This is a genomic window from Occultella glacieicola, assembly GCF_004353825.1.
Lineage (GTDB): Bacteria > Actinomycetota > Actinomycetes > Actinomycetales > Beutenbergiaceae > Occultella > Occultella glacieicola.
Map to the genome: position 1 here is coordinate 26,810 of NZ_SMNA01000017.1, position 15,356 is coordinate 42,165.

At 68.8% G+C, this 15,356-nt stretch carries 25 protein-coding genes; all 25 read left to right on the top strand.

Going from position 1 to position 15,356, the window contains the following annotated elements; translation table 11 throughout:
* Positions 1 to 666 (top strand): 50S ribosomal protein L3, encoded by a 666-nt coding sequence (gene rplC, locus EXU48_RS23095; protein ID WP_133110060.1) that lies wholly within the window; start codon positions 1 to 3, stop codon positions 664 to 666.
* A 5-nt stretch (positions 667 to 671) separates the two neighbouring features.
* Positions 672 to 1,364, top strand: coding sequence for a 50S ribosomal protein L4 (gene rplD / locus EXU48_RS23100; RefSeq protein WP_133110061.1), 693 nt, complete (start codon positions 672 to 674; stop codon positions 1,362 to 1,364).
* Entirely contained in the window at positions 1,361 to 1,663 is a 303-nt protein-coding gene (gene rplW / locus EXU48_RS23105; RefSeq protein ID WP_133110062.1) for a 50S ribosomal protein L23, read from the top strand. Before rplD ends, rplW begins: the two co-directional genes overlap by 4 nt.
* A gap of 40 nt (positions 1,664 to 1,703) precedes the next feature.
* Positions 1,704 to 2,540, top strand: a complete 837-nt coding sequence (rplB, locus tag EXU48_RS23110; protein ID WP_133110063.1) for a 50S ribosomal protein L2 — start codon at positions 1,704 to 1,706, stop codon at positions 2,538 to 2,540.
* A gap of 18 nt (positions 2,541 to 2,558) precedes the next feature.
* Complete coding sequence (gene rpsS / locus EXU48_RS23115) at positions 2,559 to 2,840, top strand: 30S ribosomal protein S19 (protein WP_133110064.1); 282 nt, start codon at positions 2,559 to 2,561, stop codon at positions 2,838 to 2,840.
* 52 nt (positions 2,841 to 2,892) lie between these two features.
* Positions 2,893 to 3,261, top strand: coding sequence for a 50S ribosomal protein L22 (rplV, locus tag EXU48_RS23120; RefSeq protein WP_133110065.1), 369 nt, complete (start codon positions 2,893 to 2,895; stop codon positions 3,259 to 3,261).
* Positions 3,261 to 4,070 carry a 30S ribosomal protein S3 gene (gene rpsC / locus EXU48_RS23125; RefSeq protein WP_133110066.1) on the top strand — a complete coding sequence of 270 codons (810 nt, stop codon included), beginning with the start codon at positions 3,261 to 3,263 and terminating at the stop codon, positions 4,068 to 4,070. The genes rplV and rpsC overlap by 1 nt, the downstream gene beginning before the upstream one ends.
* A 3-nt stretch (positions 4,071 to 4,073) precedes the next feature.
* Positions 4,074 to 4,493, top strand: coding sequence for a 50S ribosomal protein L16 (gene rplP / locus EXU48_RS23130; RefSeq protein ID WP_133110067.1), 420 nt, complete (start codon positions 4,074 to 4,076; stop codon positions 4,491 to 4,493).
* Positions 4,493 to 4,735 (top strand): 50S ribosomal protein L29, encoded by a 243-nt coding sequence (rpmC, locus tag EXU48_RS23135; RefSeq protein WP_133110068.1) that lies wholly within the window; start codon positions 4,493 to 4,495, stop codon positions 4,733 to 4,735. The genes rplP and rpmC overlap by 1 nt, the downstream gene beginning before the upstream one ends.
* 14 nt (positions 4,736 to 4,749) lie before the next feature.
* On the top strand, positions 4,750 to 5,043 hold the full coding sequence (gene rpsQ, locus EXU48_RS23140; protein WP_133110069.1) for a 30S ribosomal protein S17: 294 nt from the start codon (positions 4,750 to 4,752) through the stop codon (positions 5,041 to 5,043).
* 108 nt (positions 5,044 to 5,151) lie between these two features.
* A complete protein-coding gene (gene rplN / locus EXU48_RS23145; protein ID WP_133110070.1) occupies positions 5,152 to 5,520 on the top strand; it encodes a 50S ribosomal protein L14 in 369 nt (122 codons plus the stop codon).
* A 2-nt stretch (positions 5,521 to 5,522) separates the two neighbouring features.
* Positions 5,523 to 5,867, top strand: a complete 345-nt coding sequence (rplX, locus tag EXU48_RS23150) for a 50S ribosomal protein L24 (protein ID WP_133110071.1) — start codon at positions 5,523 to 5,525, stop codon at positions 5,865 to 5,867.
* Positions 5,864 to 6,448: a 50S ribosomal protein L5 gene (rplE, locus tag EXU48_RS23155; RefSeq protein WP_133110072.1), complete on the top strand. Its 585-nt coding sequence runs from the start codon at positions 5,864 to 5,866 to the stop codon at positions 6,446 to 6,448. The genes rplX and rplE overlap by 4 nt, the downstream gene beginning before the upstream one ends.
* A gap of 6 nt (positions 6,449 to 6,454) precedes the next feature.
* Positions 6,455 to 6,640 (top strand): type Z 30S ribosomal protein S14, encoded by a 186-nt coding sequence (locus EXU48_RS23160; protein ID WP_133110073.1) that lies wholly within the window; start codon positions 6,455 to 6,457, stop codon positions 6,638 to 6,640.
* Between the two features lie 57 nt (positions 6,641 to 6,697).
* Positions 6,698 to 7,096: a 30S ribosomal protein S8 gene (gene rpsH / locus EXU48_RS23165; RefSeq protein ID WP_133110074.1), complete on the top strand. Its 399-nt coding sequence runs from the start codon at positions 6,698 to 6,700 to the stop codon at positions 7,094 to 7,096.
* 24 nt (positions 7,097 to 7,120) lie between these two features.
* On the top strand, positions 7,121 to 7,660 hold the full coding sequence (gene rplF, locus EXU48_RS23170; RefSeq protein ID WP_133110075.1) for a 50S ribosomal protein L6: 540 nt from the start codon (positions 7,121 to 7,123) through the stop codon (positions 7,658 to 7,660).
* Positions 7,661 to 7,662: 2 nt separating this feature from the next.
* Positions 7,663 to 8,034 (top strand): 50S ribosomal protein L18, encoded by a 372-nt coding sequence (gene rplR / locus EXU48_RS23175; RefSeq protein ID WP_133110076.1) that lies wholly within the window; start codon positions 7,663 to 7,665, stop codon positions 8,032 to 8,034.
* A 37-nt stretch (positions 8,035 to 8,071) separates the two neighbouring features.
* Positions 8,072 to 8,764, top strand: a complete 693-nt coding sequence (rpsE, locus tag EXU48_RS23180; RefSeq protein WP_133110077.1) for a 30S ribosomal protein S5 — start codon at positions 8,072 to 8,074, stop codon at positions 8,762 to 8,764.
* Positions 8,761 to 8,943 carry a 50S ribosomal protein L30 gene (rpmD, locus tag EXU48_RS23185; protein ID WP_133110078.1) on the top strand — a complete coding sequence of 61 codons (183 nt, stop codon included), beginning with the start codon at positions 8,761 to 8,763 and terminating at the stop codon, positions 8,941 to 8,943. The genes rpsE and rpmD overlap by 4 nt, the downstream gene beginning before the upstream one ends.
* Position 8,944: 1 nt before the next feature.
* Positions 8,945 to 9,478 (top strand): 50S ribosomal protein L15, encoded by a 534-nt coding sequence (rplO, locus tag EXU48_RS23190; RefSeq protein WP_133110079.1) that lies wholly within the window; start codon positions 8,945 to 8,947, stop codon positions 9,476 to 9,478.
* A 154-nt stretch (positions 9,479 to 9,632) separates the two neighbouring features.
* Positions 9,633 to 10,934 (top strand): preprotein translocase subunit SecY, encoded by a 1,302-nt coding sequence (gene secY / locus EXU48_RS23195; RefSeq protein WP_133110080.1) that lies wholly within the window; start codon positions 9,633 to 9,635, stop codon positions 10,932 to 10,934.
* Positions 10,931 to 11,500, top strand: coding sequence for an adenylate kinase (locus EXU48_RS23200; protein WP_133110081.1), 570 nt, complete (start codon positions 10,931 to 10,933; stop codon positions 11,498 to 11,500). The genes secY and EXU48_RS23200 overlap by 4 nt, the downstream gene beginning before the upstream one ends.
* An 8-nt stretch (positions 11,501 to 11,508) precedes the next feature.
* Positions 11,509 to 12,327 carry a type I methionyl aminopeptidase gene (gene map / locus EXU48_RS23205; RefSeq protein ID WP_133110082.1) on the top strand — a complete coding sequence of 273 codons (819 nt, stop codon included), beginning with the start codon at positions 11,509 to 11,511 and terminating at the stop codon, positions 12,325 to 12,327.
* Positions 12,328 to 12,660: 333 nt separating this feature from the next.
* Positions 12,661 to 14,139 carry a sugar transferase gene (locus tag EXU48_RS23210; protein WP_165962961.1) on the top strand — a complete coding sequence of 493 codons (1,479 nt, stop codon included), beginning with the start codon at positions 12,661 to 12,663 and terminating at the stop codon, positions 14,137 to 14,139.
* 96 nt (positions 14,140 to 14,235) lie between these two features.
* Positions 14,236 to 15,021, top strand: a complete 786-nt coding sequence (locus EXU48_RS23215) for an inositol monophosphatase family protein (protein ID WP_133110084.1) — start codon at positions 14,236 to 14,238, stop codon at positions 15,019 to 15,021.
* Positions 15,022 to 15,356 lie beyond the last annotated feature (335 nt).

Consider the following 15,356-nt stretch of genomic DNA (forward strand, 5'->3'; position numbering starts at 1 on the left):
ATGACTTCTACTCCCCAGCAGTCCGAGCGCGCCGTCAAGGCGATCCTCGGCACGAAGCTCGGCATGACCCAGGTGTGGGACGACGCCGGTCGTCAGCTCCCGGTCACCGTCGTGCAGGTGGGCACCAACGTCGTGACCCAGATCCGCACGGTGGATAAGGACGGCTACTCCGCTGTCCAGCTCGGCTTCGGCCAGATCGACCCGCGGAAGGTCACCCAGCCCCTCCGGGTGCGCGCCGACAAGGCGGGCGTGACCCCGCGCCGGCACGCAGCCGAGTTCCGCACCTCCGACGCCGAGTCCTACGAGGTCGGCCAGGAACTGACCGCGGAGACGTTCGAGGCCGGTGCCCTGGTCGACGTGATCGGCACCACCAAGGGCAAGGGCACCGCCGGTGTCATGAAGCGGCACGGCTTCTCCGGGGTGGGCGCCTCCCACGGTGCGCACCGCAACCACCGCAAGCCGGGCTCGATCGGTGGGGCCTCTACCCCGTCGCGCGTGTTCAAGGGCCTGCGCATGGCCGGCCGGATGGGCCACGACCGCCAGACCACCCAGAGCCTGACCATCCACGCCGTGGACGCCGAGAAGGGCCTGGTGCTGATCACCGGCGCCGTCCCCGGTCCCAAGGGCGGACTGGTCGTCGTTCGCACCGCCGTGAAGGGGGCGTGAGAGTCATGACCGACGCAACCGTGATCGACGTCATCGACGCCAAGGGCAAGAAGTCCGGGTCGGTGGATCTCCCCGCTGAGATCTTCGACGTCCAGACCAACGTGCCGCTGATCCACCAGGTCGTCGTCGCCCAGCTCGCGGCGGCCCGCCAGGGGACGCACAAGACCAAGACCCGCGGAGAGGTCCGCGGCGGTGGTCGCAAGCCCTACAAGCAGAAGGGCACCGGCCGCGCCCGTCAGGGCTCGACCCGCGCGCCGCAGTTCGCCGGCGGTGGCATCGTCCACGGGCCGGTTCCGCGCGACTACAGCCAGCGGACCCCCAAGAAGATGAAGGCCGCCGCCCTGCGCGGTGCGCTCTCCGACCGCGCTCGCGCCGGCCGCCTGCACGTGGTGAGTTCCTTCGTGACCGGCGACACGCCGTCGACCGCCACCGCGGTGTCGGTACTCGTCGGGGTCGCCTCCTCGCGCCACGTCCTCGTGGTGCTCGAGCGAGCGGACGAGCTCAGCTGGAAGAGCCTGCGCAACGTGCCCTCGGTGCACCTGATCTACCCGGACCAGCTCAACACCTACGACGTGCTGGTGAGCGACGACGTGGTCTTCACGTCGGGCGCCTACGAGGCATTCGTGGCCGGCCCCGCAGCGGGCCGTGGCGCGACCGCCGTCGCCAGCTCTGCCGAGGTCGAGGAGGAGCAGAAGTGAGCGCAGCACTCAAGGACCCGCGCGACGTCGTGATCTCCCCGGTCGTCTCCGAGAAGAGCTACAACCTTCTCGACGAGGGCAAGTACACCTTCGTGGTGGACCCGCGCTCGAACAAGACCGAGATCAAGATCGCCATCGAGCAGATCTTCAACGTCAAGGTCGCGTCGGTGAACACGATCAACCGCAAGGGCAAGACGCGGCGCACGCGCTTCGGGATGGGCAAGCGCAAGGACACCAAGCGCGCCATCGTCACGTTGCGCGAGGGCAGCATCGACATCTTCGGCGGAGCGGTCGGCTGACGCCGACTCTCGGACCAGAACAGATTGAGGATCTAATCCCATGGGAATCCGTAAGTACAAGCCGACGACGCCGGGCCGCCGCGGTTCGTCCGTTGCCGACTTCGTCGAGATCACCCGCACGACGCCGGAGAAGTCGTTGGTCCGTCCGCTCACCAAGAGCGGCGGCCGCAACTCCTCGGGCCGGATCACGGCGCGGCACATCGGCGGTGGCCACAAGCGCGCCTACCGCGTGATCGACTTCCGTCGTCACGACAAGGACGGCGTGCCCGCGAAGGTCGCGCACATCGAGTACGACCCGAACCGCACCGCGCGTATCGCTCTGCTGCACTACGCCGACGGCGAGAAGCGCTACATCCTCGCCCCGGTCCGCCTGAAGCAGGGTGACCGTATCGAGAACGGCGCGGGCGCCGACATCAAGCCGGGCAACAACCTCCCGCTGCGCAACATCCCGGTCGGTACCGTCATCCACGCCGTCGAGCTCAAGCCCGGCGGCGGTGCGAAGATCGCCCGGTCGGCCGGCTCCTCGGTGCAGCTCGTCGCGAAGGACGGCCCGTACGCACAGCTGCGGATGCCCTCCGGTGAGATCCGCAACGTCGACCTCCGCTGCCGCGCCTCCATCGGTGAGGTGGGCAACGCCGAGCAGTCCAACATCAACTGGGGCAAGGCCGGCCGGATGCGGTGGAAGGGCAAGCGCCCGACCGTCCGTGGTGTCGCCATGAACCCGGTCGACCACCCCCACGGTGGTGGTGAAGGCAAGACCTCCGGTGGACGTCACCCGGTCAGCCCCTGGGGCCAGACCGAGGGCCGTACCCGCCGTCCGAACAAGCCGAGCGACAAGCTCATCGTGCGCCGTCGCCGTACCGGCAAGAAGCGCTGATAGGGAGACGACGACGAGATGCCTCGCAGTCTGAAGAAGGGTCCCTTCGTGGACGGCCACCTGCAGAAGAAGGTGGACGTGCAGAACGAGAAGGGCACGAAGAACGTCATCAAGACCTGGTCCCGTCGGTCGGTCATCACCCCCGACTTCCTGGGTCACACCTTTGCAGTTCACGACGGTCGCAAGCACGTCCCGGTGTTCGTCACCGAGTCGATGGTCGGCCACAAGCTGGGGGAGTTCGCCCCGACCCGCACGTTCCGTGGGCACGAGAAGGACGACCGCAAGGCGCGTCGTCGCTGATCTCGCGGCACGCGAACTCACCAAGCACACTCTTTGAGAAGGCAGGACATCGATGGAAGCCAAGGCGCAGGCGCGGTTCGTGCGCGTCACGCCCCAGAAGGCCCGGCGCGTCGTGGACATCATCCGCGGCAAGCAGGCCGATGAGGCCGTGGCCGTGCTCCGCTATGCCCCCCAGGCGGCGGCGGAGACCGTGCGCAAGGTAGTGGAGAGCGCGGTCGCCAACGCCCGCGTGAAGGCCGAGCAGGCCTCGGTCGCCTTCAACGAGGGCGACCTGGTCATCGCGGAGGCGTTCGTGGATGAAGGTCCCACGCTGAAGCGGTTCCGGCCGCGTGCCCAGGGACGGGCCAACCAGATCCTCAAGCGCACCAGCCACATCACCGTGATCGTGGCTGAGCGACAGACCAAGGGAGGGGCTCGCTGATGGGCCAGAAGGTCAACCCCACAGGGTTCCGGCTCGGCATCACCACCGACCACCGGTCCCGCTGGTTCGCTGACTCCACCAAGGAGGGGCAGCGCTACCGCGACTACGTCCGCGAGGACGTCGAGATCCGCAAGCTGATGGCCACCGGCCTGGAGCGGGCCGGAATCTCCAAGGTGGAGATCGAGCGCACCCGCGACCGGGTCCGCGTCGACCTGCACACCGCCCGCCCGGGCATCGTCATCGGACGCCGCGGCGCCGAGGCCGACCGCCTGCGCGGTGAGCTCGAGAAGCTCACCGGCAAGCAGGTGCAGCTGAACATCCTCGAGGTGAAGAACCCCGAGATCGACGCCCAGCTCGTCGCCCAGGGCATCGCCGAGCAGCTCGCCTCGCGGGTCTCCTTCCGTCGTGCGATGCGCAAGGGCATGCAGTCCGCGCAGCGCGCCGGTGCCAAGGGCATCCGGGTGCAGTGCTCCGGTCGCCTCGGTGGTGCCGAGATGAGCCGGAGCGAGTTCTACCGCGAGGGTCGCGTGCCGCTGCACACCCTGCGGGCGTACGTGGACTACGGCTTCTTCGAGGCGCGCACCACCTTCGGACGCATCGGCGTCAAGGTGTGGATCTACAAGGGCGACCAGACCGAGAAGCAGTTCGCTGCCGACCAGGTCAACTCCGGTCCCCGACCGCGTGGTCGTGGCGACCGTGGCGACCGCCCCCGCGGTCGTCGCAACGACGCCCCTTCGGCGCCCGCCGCCGAAGCCCCCGCAACCACCCCCGCCGCGGCTCCGGCCGGCGGCTCCGAGACGGAGGCCTGAGCCATGCTCATCCCCCGGCGCACCAAGCACCGCAAGCAGCACCACCCCACCCGGCGTGGCGCGGCCAAGGGCGGAACGAACGTCACGTTCGGCGACTTCGGCATCCAGGCCGTCGAGCCCGCGTACGTCACGAACCGCCAGATCGAGGCTGCTCGTATCGCCATGACCCGTCACATCAAGCGTGGCGGCAAGGTGTGGATCAACATCTTCCCCGACCGCCCGCTCACCAAGAAGCCGGCCGAGACCCGCATGGGTTCCGGCAAGGGTTCGCCGGAGTGGTGGGTCGCCAATGTCAAGCCCGGTCGAGTTCTCTTCGAGCTCGCCGGAGTGAACGAAGAGCTTGCTCGCGAGGCCCTGCGCCGCGCGCAGCACAAGCTCCCGATGAAGACGCGTTTCGTGCGTCGCGAGGGTGGTGACGCGTGATGGCTATCGGATCCAAGGAACTGGCGCCGTCCGAGCTCGACGGCATGGACAGCGAGCGCCTGGTCGCCGAGCTGAAGAAGGCCAAGCAGGAGCTGTTCAACCTGCGGTTCTCCTCGGCCACCGGCCAGCTCGAGGACCACGGCCGGCTGAAGACGGTGCGTCGCGACATCGCCCGCATCTACACGATCCTGCGCGAGCGCGAGCTCGGGATCCGTACCGAGCCCACCGCCGACGCGAAGTGAACGAGGCAACGACAATGAGCACCCCCACCACCCCGGAGACCGGGGCCGACGAGGCCACGCGGGCCGACCGCAAGGTCCGCCGCGGTTATGTGGTCAGCGACAAGATGGACAAGACCGTCGTGGTCGAGGTCGAGGACCGGGTCAAGCACCCGCTCTACGGCAAGGTCATGCGTCGCACCAACAAGGTCAAGGCCCACGACGAGGCGAACGAGGTCGGCATCGGTGACCTCGTGCTGATCATGGAGACCCGTCCGCTGTCCGCCAGCAAGCGGTGGCGCGTCGTCGAGATCCTCGAGAAGGCCAAGTAGAACCGCCTGAGCCCGGGTGCGCGCATCCGGGCCGGGCACCTGACAACCATCCGTTCGGCAAGGCTCGCTCGAGAGCGAGAACCGGCACGACGACAGGAGTAGATCCACATGATCCAGCAGGAGTCGCGACTCAAGGTCGCCGACAACACGGGTGCCAAGGAGATCCTTTGCATCCGCGTTCTCGGCGGTTCCGGTCGTCGCTACGCCGGCATCGGCGATGTCATCGTCGCCAGCGTCAAGGACGCGATCCCCGGCGGCAACGTGAAGAAGGGCGACGTCGTCAAGGCGGTCGTGGTTCGTACGGTGAAGGAGCGCCGGCGTCCGGATGGCTCCTACATCCGATTCGACGAGAACGCAGCAGTGATCCTCAAGGCCGACGGCGAGCCGCGCGGCACGCGCATCTTCGGCCCCGTGGGCCGCGAGCTGCGTGACAAGAAGTTCATGCGCATCGTCTCGCTCGCACCGGAGGTGCTGTAACCATGGCAAAGGTCAAGAAGGGCGACCTGGTGGTCGTCATCGCGGGCCGCGACAAGGGCCAGCAGGGGCGGGTCCTCGAGGTCCTGGTCGACTCCGACCGGGTGATCGTCGAGGGTGTGCAGCGCGTGCAGCGCCACACCAAGGTCGCGCAGTCCCAGCGGGGCTCGCGCACCGGCGGCATCGAGACCGTCGAGGCCCCGATCCACATCAGCAACGTGATGGTGGTGGACGCCGAGACCAAGAAGGGCACCCGGGTCGGCTACCGCACGGAAGAGGTCGAACGTGACGGCCGCACCCGCACGCAGCGGGTCCGCGTCGCCAAGCGTTCCGGTAAGGACATCTCATGAGCACCGTCACCGAAACGTCGGCGGACGCCCCCGTCGCGCTGCCCCGGCTCAAGCAGAAGTACCGCGAGGAGATCATTGCGGGACTTCGCGAGGAGTTCTCGCACGCGAACGTCAACCAGGTGGCGGGTCTGACCAAGATCGTCGTCAACATGGGCGTCGGGGACGCCGCTCGCGACTCCAAGGTCATCGAGGGCGCCATCCGCGACCTGACCGCGATCACCGGCCAGAAGCCCCAGACCACCCGGGCCCGCAAGTCGATCGCGCAGTTCAAGTTGCGCGAGGGTCAGCCGATCGGCGCGCACGTGACGCTCCGGGGCGACCGCATGTGGGAGTTCCTGGACCGGCTCCTGACGTTCGCGCTGCCGCGGATCCGTGACTTCCGCGGGCTGTCCCCGAAGCAGTTCGACGGGAACGGCAACTACACCTTCGGCCTCACGGAGCAGTCGATGTTCCACGAGATCGACGTGGACAAGATCGACCGTGTCCGCGGCATGGACATCACGGTCGTCACGACCGCTACCACGGACGAGGAGGGTCGTTCGCTGCTGCGTCGACTCGGCTTCCCGTTCCAGGAGGCCTGAGCGCAGATGGCGAAGACCGCGCTGATCCAGAAGGCGAACCGCAAGCCGAAGTTCGGTGTGCGGGCCTACACCCGGTGCAACCGTTGCGGCCGTCCGCACTCGGTGTACCGCAAGTTCGGCCTGTGCCGAGTGTGCCTGCGGGAGATGGCCCTTGCCGGCCAGCTCCCCGGCGTGACCAAGAGCAGCTGGTAAAACGACTACGTCGCAGGTCCCGATGAGGAAACCGCGGCGAGGAAGGGCAACAGCCCAATGACAATGACAGACCCGATCGCCGACATGTTGACGCGTCTGCGCAACGCGAACTCGGCGTATCACGAGTCGGTTCCGATGCCGTACTCCAAGCTCAAGTCCCACATCGCGGAGATCCTCCAGGCGGAGGGCTACATCACCGGTTGGTCCGTCGAGGACGCCGAGGTGGGCAAGACCCTGAACCTCTCGCTGAAGTTCGGCCCGAACCGTGAGCGCTCGCTCGCGGGGGTGCGTCGTGTCTCGAAGCCGGGGCTCCGGGTCTACGCGAAGTCGACCAACCTGCCGAAGGTGCTCGGCGGCCTGGGCGTGGCGATCCTGTCCACCTCCTCGGGCCTGCTCACCGACCGTCAGGCGGCCAAGAAGGGCGTGGGTGGGGAAGTCCTCGCCTACGTCTGGTGACCAGGGAATCAGGAGGAGAACCCCATGTCTCGAATCGGTAAGGTTCCGGTCACCGTTCCCAGCGGCGTCGATGTCAACATCGACGGCGCCGAGGTCACGGTCAAGGGTCCCAAGGGCACCCTTGCACACACCATCCCCGCGCCCATCACCGTCGCCCGCGACGACGACGGCGCGCTCGTGGTCAGCCGCCCGAACGACGAGCGCGAGTCGCGTTCGCTGCACGGCCTGACCCGCACCCTGCTCGCCAACCTGGTGCAGGGCGTCACGCAGGGCTATGAGAAGAAGCTCGAGATCGTCGGTACCGGGTACCGCGTGGTCGCCAAGGGTTCCACCCTGGAGTTCGCGCTCGGCTTCTCCCACCCGGTCTCCGTGACCGCCCCGGAGGGCATCACCTTCGCCGTCGAGTCCCCGACCAAGTTCTCGGTCGCGGGCATCGACAAGCAGCAGGTCGGCGAGGTCGCCGCGAACATTCGGAAGATCCGCAAGCCCGAGCCCTACAAGGGCAAGGGCGTGCGGTACGCGGGCGAGCAGGTCCGCCGCAAGGTCGGAAAGGCTGGTAAGTAGCCATGGCTCTGTCCATCAAGGGAACGGGCAAGCGCGTCGCCCGGTCGCGGCGTCACCTCCGGGTGCGCAAGCGCGTCACCGGCACTCCCGAGCGTCCCCGCCTGGTCGTGAACCGATCGGCTCGCCACATGGTGGCGCAGCTGGTCGACGACACCACCGGCACGACGCTGGTGTCCGCCTCGACGCTCGAGGCAGACCTGCGCAGCGGCGACGGTGCGAAGACCGACAAGGCTCGCCAGGTCGGCGAGCTCGTCGCCGAGCGTGCGAAGGCCAAGGGCGTCGACGCCGTCGTGTTCGATCGTGGCGGCAACAAGTACCACGGACGGGTCGCAGCGGTCGCCGAGGGCGCCCGCGAGGGGGGACTGTCCCTGTGACCACGGCCCAGCATTCCGACAAGCAAAGGATCGCATGATGGCTGCTCCACAGCGCAGCAGGACCGGCGGGACCGCCGGCACCGCCGGTGGCGGCACCGGCGAGCGTTCGAACGAGCGCTCCAACGATCGCCGCGACCGCCGCGGCGGGGACAACCGTCGCGGGAACGACGCCGACAAGAACGCCTACGTCGAGCGCGTCGTGACCATCAACCGCGTCTCGAAGGTCGTCAAGGGCGGGCGGCGGTTCAGCTTCACCGCCCTGGTCGTCGTCGGCGACGGTGAAGGCACCGTGGGCGTCGGCTACGGCAAGGCCAAGGAGGTGCCCGCGGCGATCGCCAAGGGTGTCGAGGAGGCCAAGAAGAACTTCTTCAAGGTTCCGATGATCCAGCGCACCATCCCGCACCAGGTGCAGGGTGAGGCGGCGGCCGGCGTGGTGTTCCTGCGCCCGGCGTCGCCGGGTACCGGGGTCATCGCCGGCGGTCCGGTCCGCGCCGTCCTGGACTGCGCCGGGATCCACGACGTGTTGTCCAAGTCGCTCGGGTCCGAGAACGCGATCAACATCGTGCACGCCACGGTGGCCGCGCTCCAGGGTCTCGAGCAGCCCGAGGCCGTCGCCGCCCGGCGCGGACTCCCGCTCGAGGACGTCGCCCCGGCGGCGTTGCTGCGGGCGCAGGCCGCCGGACGCAGCGAGGCCGCTGAGGCTTCGACCTCCGGGGCGGTGGCATCATGACGCAGCTCAAGGTCACCCAGAAGAAGTCCGTCATCGGCGGCAAGCAGAACCAGCGCGACACGCTGCGCTCGCTCGGTCTGAAGCGCATTGGCGACACCGTCGTCAAGGAGGACCGTCCCGAGATCCGCGGCATGGTCACCACGGTGGCGCACCTGATCACCGTCGAGGAGGTCGACTGACATGGCTGAGAAGGCTGTGAAGGCGGAGAACAAGGCCGACAAGGCCGTGGCGGAGAAGTCCGCGAAGTCGGAGGCGGCCACCGAGTCGCGTCCGGGCACCCTCAAGGTGCACCACCTGCGTCCCGCCCCGGGTGCCAGGACCGCGAAGACCCGTGTGGGTCGCGGTGAGGGATCCAAGGGCAAGACCGCCGGTCGCGGCACCAAGGGCACGAAGGCGCGTTACCAGGTGCCGGCGCGGTTCGAAGGTGGTCAGACGCCGCTGCACATGCGGCTGCCGAAGCTGCGCGGGTTCCGGAACCCGTTCCGTACCGAGTACCAGGTGGTGAACCTGGACAAGTTGTCGGCGCTCTACCCCGAGGGTGGCGCGGTCAGCGTGTCCGACCTGGTCGCGAAGGGTGCCGTGCGTGACGGCCACCCGGTCAAGGTGCTCGGCACCGGCGAGGTCAGCGTGAAGCTGGACGTCACCGCGCACGCGTACTCCGCGTCCGCGAAGGACAAGATCGTCGCAGCAGGCGGAAGCATCGAGCAGGCCTGAGGCACCCAAGGTGTACGGCGGCGCAGGAAACAATGGTTCCTGCGCCGCCGTACGCCGTTACCGGCCCGACGACCGTTAAGGTCGGACGGTACCCATCGGGCGAACCGGTGTGCGCGAGATGCGCACCGACCCGTTGACCCAAGCAGGAGGACCTTTGCTCGGCGCATTCGCTCGCGCGTTCCGGACCCCGGACCTGCGGAAGAAGTTGCTCTTCACGCTGGCCATGATGGCCCTGTTCCGGCTCGGTTCGTTCGTCCCCACGCCCGGCGTCGACTACGTCAACGTCCAGCAGTGCATCGGCACCGCAGGCGATGGCCAGGACGTCCTCGGCCTGGTCAACCTCTTCAGTGGTGGCGCACTGCTCCAGCTGTCGGTGTTCGCCCTCGGGATCATGCCGTATATCACCGCGAGCATCATCATCCAGCTCCTGCGGGTGGTCATCCCACGGTTCGAGGCCCTGCACAAGGAGGGCCAGTCCGGCACCGCGGTGCTGACCCAGTACACCCGCTACCTGACCATCTTCCTGGCAGTCCTCCAGGCGACCACGATCATCACGGTCGCCCGGACCGGCAACCTGTTCCCGGACTGCGGGGTCCCGATCATCCCGAACGACTCGGCCGTCACGATGATCCTGATGATCGTCACGATGACCGCCGGGACCGGCCTGATCATGTGGATGGGTGAGCTCATCACCGAGCGCGGTGTCGGCAACGGGATGTCGCTGCTGATCTTCACCTCGATCGCGGCGTCGTTCCCGAGCGCGATGTGGCAGATCGCCACCTCGGACAACGGGATCGTCAACTTCACGATCTTCCTCGTCATCGCGATCCTGGTCGTCGGCCTGATCGTCTTCGTCGAGCAGTCCCAGCGCCGGATCCCGGTGCAGTACGCGAAGCGCATGGTCGGCCGACGCATGTACGGGGGCTCGAGCACGTACATCCCGATCAAGATCAACATGTCCGGTGTGATCCCGGTGATCTTCGCCTCATCCCTTCTCGCGCTCCCGACCCTCGCGGCGCAGTTCGTCGAGGACCAGACCACCCCATGGGTGCAGTGGGTCGCGGTGAACCTCATGGACCCCGGCGCGAACATCCACATCGCGATCTACATCGTGCTGATCATCTTCTTCGCGTACTTCTACACCTCGATCACGTTCAACCCGGACGAGGTCGCGGACAACATGAAGCGCTACGGCGGGTTCATCCCGGGCATCCGCGCCGGCCGGCCCACCGCTGAGTACCTGCAGTTCGTCATCTCGAGGATCACCGCCGCCGGCGCGATCTACCTCGCCCTGGTCGCGCTGATCCCGACGATCGCGTTCAAGCTCATGAACATCAGCACCCAGATCCCCTTCGGTGGCGTCTCCCTGCTGATCGTCGTGGGTGTCGGTCTGGAGACCGTCAAGCAGATCGACGCGCAGCTCCAGCAGCGCCACTACGAAGGGTTCCTCCGATGACTCGACTCGTCCTCCTCGGTCCGCCCGGAGCCGGCAAGGGCACCCAGGCCGCGCGCGTCGCCGAGCGCCTCGGCGTGCCGGCCATCTCCACCGGTGACATCTTCCGTGCCAACGTTGCCGAGGGCACCGACCTCGGCAAGCTGGCCCAGCGGTACATGGACTCGGGCGAGTACGTCCCGGACGAGGTGACCAACGAGATGGTCGCCGACCGCCTGACCCAGCCGGACGCCGTCGGCGGCTTCCTGCTCGACGGTTATCCGCGCACCGAGGCCCAGGTGCGCGAGCTGGACGACATGCTGGCCGGTGCCGGCACCGCGCTGACCCGCGTCGTGGAACTGACGGCGGACCCCGAGGAGGTCGTAGCCAGGCTGTTGAACCGGGCCCAGGAGCAGGGCCGCGCCGACGACACCGAGGACGTCATTCGACGCCGTCTTGAGGTGTACGCCGAGCAGACCGCACCGCTGGTCTCGCTCTACTCCGAGCGCGGGCTGCTGGTCCGCGTGGACGGCATGGGCGATGTCGTCGAGGTCACCCAGCGTCTGCTGGCCGCGCTCGACGCCGACTGAGCCGCGTCGTGTTCGGCCGCGACCGGATCGAGTACAAGACCCCCGATCAGATGCGCATCATGCGCCGAGCGGGGCTCGTGGTCGCGGACCTGCTCGACGCGGTACGGGAGCGGATCCGGCCCGGGGTGACCACGGGCGAGCTCGACGAGGTGGCCGCCCGGGTGATCGCCGACGCCGGCGCCACCTCGAACTTCCTGCACTACCACGGCTTCCCGGCCCGGATCTGTGTGTCGGTCAACTCCGAGGTGGTGCACGGCATCCCGGGGGAGCGGGTGATCGAGCCCGGTGACGTGGTCGCGGTCGATGGCGGCGCCATCGTGGACGGATGGCATGGTGACTCGGCGTTCTCGGTCGTGGTGCCGGACGCCGATCCCGCGGACCTCGACCTCGTGCGGGTCACGGAGGAGTCGATGTGGGCGGGGATCGCGGCACTCGCCACGGCGGAGCGCCTCGGTCAGGTGGGCGAGGCCATCGACGACGTCGTCACCGCCGCCGGTGGGCTGGGGATCGTCGCCGAGTACGTCGGCCACGGGATCGGTTCGGCCATGCACCAGCCGCCGGACGTGCTCAACTATCGCTCCGGCCACCGCGGACCTCGGGTCCGCGCCGGCATGTGCCTCGCCGTCGAGCCGATGCTCGTGCGGGGTGAGCCGGCGACGGCGGTCCTCGCCGACGACTGGACGGTGGTCACCGTGGATGGTTCCCGTGCCGCCCACTTCGAGCACACGGTCGCGGTCCACCCGGGTGGAATCTGGGTTCTGACGGCCCGGGACGGGGGCGTGGAGGGCCTCGCCCGGCACGGGGTGAGGGTGGCTCCGCTCGGCTGATCGAGCGTTCCGAGCACGCCCGTTCGGCCTGCCACATGCTTGGAACGATCAACTCCCACCCCGTCGTGGGACGCCTCACCCTCGCCTCACCCGCCACGTGAATCTGGTTCACCCACGGCCACCTCGCAATCATCCCTCGAACTCCTTACCGCGCCCGAACCCAGGTGGTTGAGTTCCACACAGCCGGGGATGTCAGAGGCGGCCGATCCCGCCCCTCGCTTCGCGGGAAGCCACCAGGTTGACGGAGGACGGGGCAGTGTTGATTCGTGTCATCACCGATGCGGCGAGGACGATCTCCTGCGCGCACGGAGCACAGGACGACGAGGTAGACCGGTGGCACTGACAACCGACCGTCCCTCTCGGATCCGCTCGGGCCGCGGGGAGCTCCTCGCCAGCCTGATCTCGCGGATCGCGTCGCCGGTTCCCGCTGAGGAGGAGCCGACCTGGGCGGAGGCCTCCCGTCGGTACCGGGCGATCGCGATCGCGTCGGACGCGGTGATCGCCGTGGCCGTCACCTGGCCCGCCGCCGCGTTGATGTACCCGGGCGGCCTCGCGCTCGCCATCGGAGTCGTCGTGGCCGCGTTGTTCGTGACGACCGTCGCCCTGCACGACGGTTACGACACTCGTCGAGCCGCATCGGGCGCCGCCGAACTCACCGCCATCGCGCGCAGCGGATTGCTGCTGGCCGTCGGGGTGATGGCCCTGGTCTTCGTGAACGTGGACCTGCCCCGGGTGGCGGTGATCACCAGCCTCGTCCTGATGACCGGCGGCGCTCTCGCGCTGCGACTCGGACAGCGCTCCGTGGTTCGGCACGCCCGCTCACGGGGCAGGATGTTGCGGCGCACCCTCCTCGTCGGTTCGCCGGAGCGGCTCGCACCGGTCCTCGCCGAACTCGCCCGCGAGCCTCGGCACGGCTTCGCGATCACCGGGATCTGCCCGCCCGCCGGCAGCGGTGCCGAGGACTCCGACGCGCCCGTGGTCGGCACCGTCGAGGAGGTGCCCGACCTCATCCGGAGCCTGCGGGTGGAGACCCTGGTGATCGCCGGGGACGGCATGAGCGTCGAGGAGCTGACGAGGTTCCGGCGTCGGATCGAAGGGCTCGACGTCGAGTTGCTGGTGGCCCCGAACGTGGCCCGGGCCGGCTCGACCAGAGTGTCGCTGCGGGGCCTGACGGACACCCCGGTGCTGAGCGTGACCACCGGCCCGGGCCGGCGGCACCACTGGGGCAAGGCGGTCCTCGATCGAGGGCTCGCCGCCGTCCTCCTGCTGCTCGCCATGCTGGTGCTCGTCCCTGCTGCGATCGCGGTCCGGCTGACCTCCCGGGGGGCCGCGCTGTTCCGGCAGACTCGCGTGGGTCTGAACGGCCGACCGTTCACGATGTACAAGTTGCGGTCGATGTACCCGGATGCGGAGGCGCGCCTGGCGGCCCTCGAGGGTCGCAGTGACGGCAACGGCACACTGTTCAAGATGCGTCGCGACCCCCGGACCACGCCGGTCGGCCGGTTCCTGCGCCGCTTCTCCATCGACGAACTCCCGCAGCTGTGGAACGTGCTTCGCGGTGACATGTCCCTCGTCGGTCCCCGGCCGCCGCTGGTCAGCGAGGCCGCCGGATACGACGACGCGAGTCGCCAACGGCTGCAGGTCCGTCCCGGGCTCACCGGACTGTGGCAGGTGAGTGGCCGCTCGGACCTGTCCTGGGAGGAGTCCATCCGGCTCGACCTGCGCTATGTCGACAACTGGACCCTGACCATGGATCTGACGATCCTCTGGCGCACCGCACGCGCCGTCCTCGGAGGCCGCGGTGCCTATTGAACCAGCGGGTTGGTGCCGGGTGGAGGGGGTGCGCCCTCGTACCCCCGACGGGGGCGCATCCCCGCCTCCCGGCACCACGTCGCGCGTGGTGCGTCGATGATCGCCGGACGGGCGCCCGTCGCGGCGACGATGGAGGCAGACGTCGACGACCTGCACCTCGCCCAGGTGCTGGCCGGTTCGACCGGCGACCTCCTCGAGGAGTTGCGCGCCGACTGTGCAGGGCTCGAGCCTTCCGAACTCGGCCGTCGCGCCCGGGCGCGGGCGGGCAGTTTCCTGGCGTCCCAACTGATCGCACGATGCCCGATGGACTCGGTGCTGTCCGGCGTGAACGCGGGCAGTTCGGACCCGCGGGCCAGACGCACGTGGTTGATCGGCGCACTGGACGGCGCCGAGGAGTTCGCGACCGGCCGCCGGGACTGGGGGGTCAGCGTCGCCCTCCGGTCCGGGGGCGTCGTGACGGCGGCCGCCGTGGCTCTCCCGGGGCTGGACATGCTGCTCAGCATCGATTCGAGGACCCCGCCGTATCCCGGTGAGGCGCAGCGGCGCCTGGTCGTCGAGCGGGGCGCCAGCGCGGCGCTGGTGGACGCGGTGGCCGTGGCGATCGGCGGTCGCGCTGTCCGGGCCGGGTCCGTCGCGTACCGCACCGCGGCCGTCGTGCGGGGTGAGGCGGACGCGCACCTGCACCTGGGCCGACTGCCGGTCTGGGACGTCGCGGCTCCGGTTGCCGTGGCACGCGCGGCCGGGCTCCACACGAGCCTACTGAACGGCAGCGAGGTCCCACTCGACCGGCCCGACCACGTGGTGCCCGACCTGATCATCTGCCGCAGGGAACTGGCGCCGGAACTCCTCCGGATCGTCAGCGCCATGCCGCTGACCGAATGACCGGGCCAGGGCCGGCTCCGCGAGCGGCGCAGCGAAGCCGGGTTCGCGGCGTGTCCTAGCCGGCCAGGACCGGCGCGAGTGTGGTAACGAGCAGGTCTCGATCTAGATCATTCACTGACATGATCGCGACCTTCTCGTTATCCTCGGGTGGTCAACCCAGTGTGAGATCGTCTGCGAGCCGCGTTCGAGCCCGTAACGGTGTGTCAGGGGGGCCTCATCGTCGCTATGCCCGACTCGTTCGGTGGCTTGATCGCTCGGAACGCGCACAGTGGTGCGCGAAGGTCGTGCTGCCTGCGTGACACGCCGTGGAACCGGATGCCTGCCGGAGGGGCCCG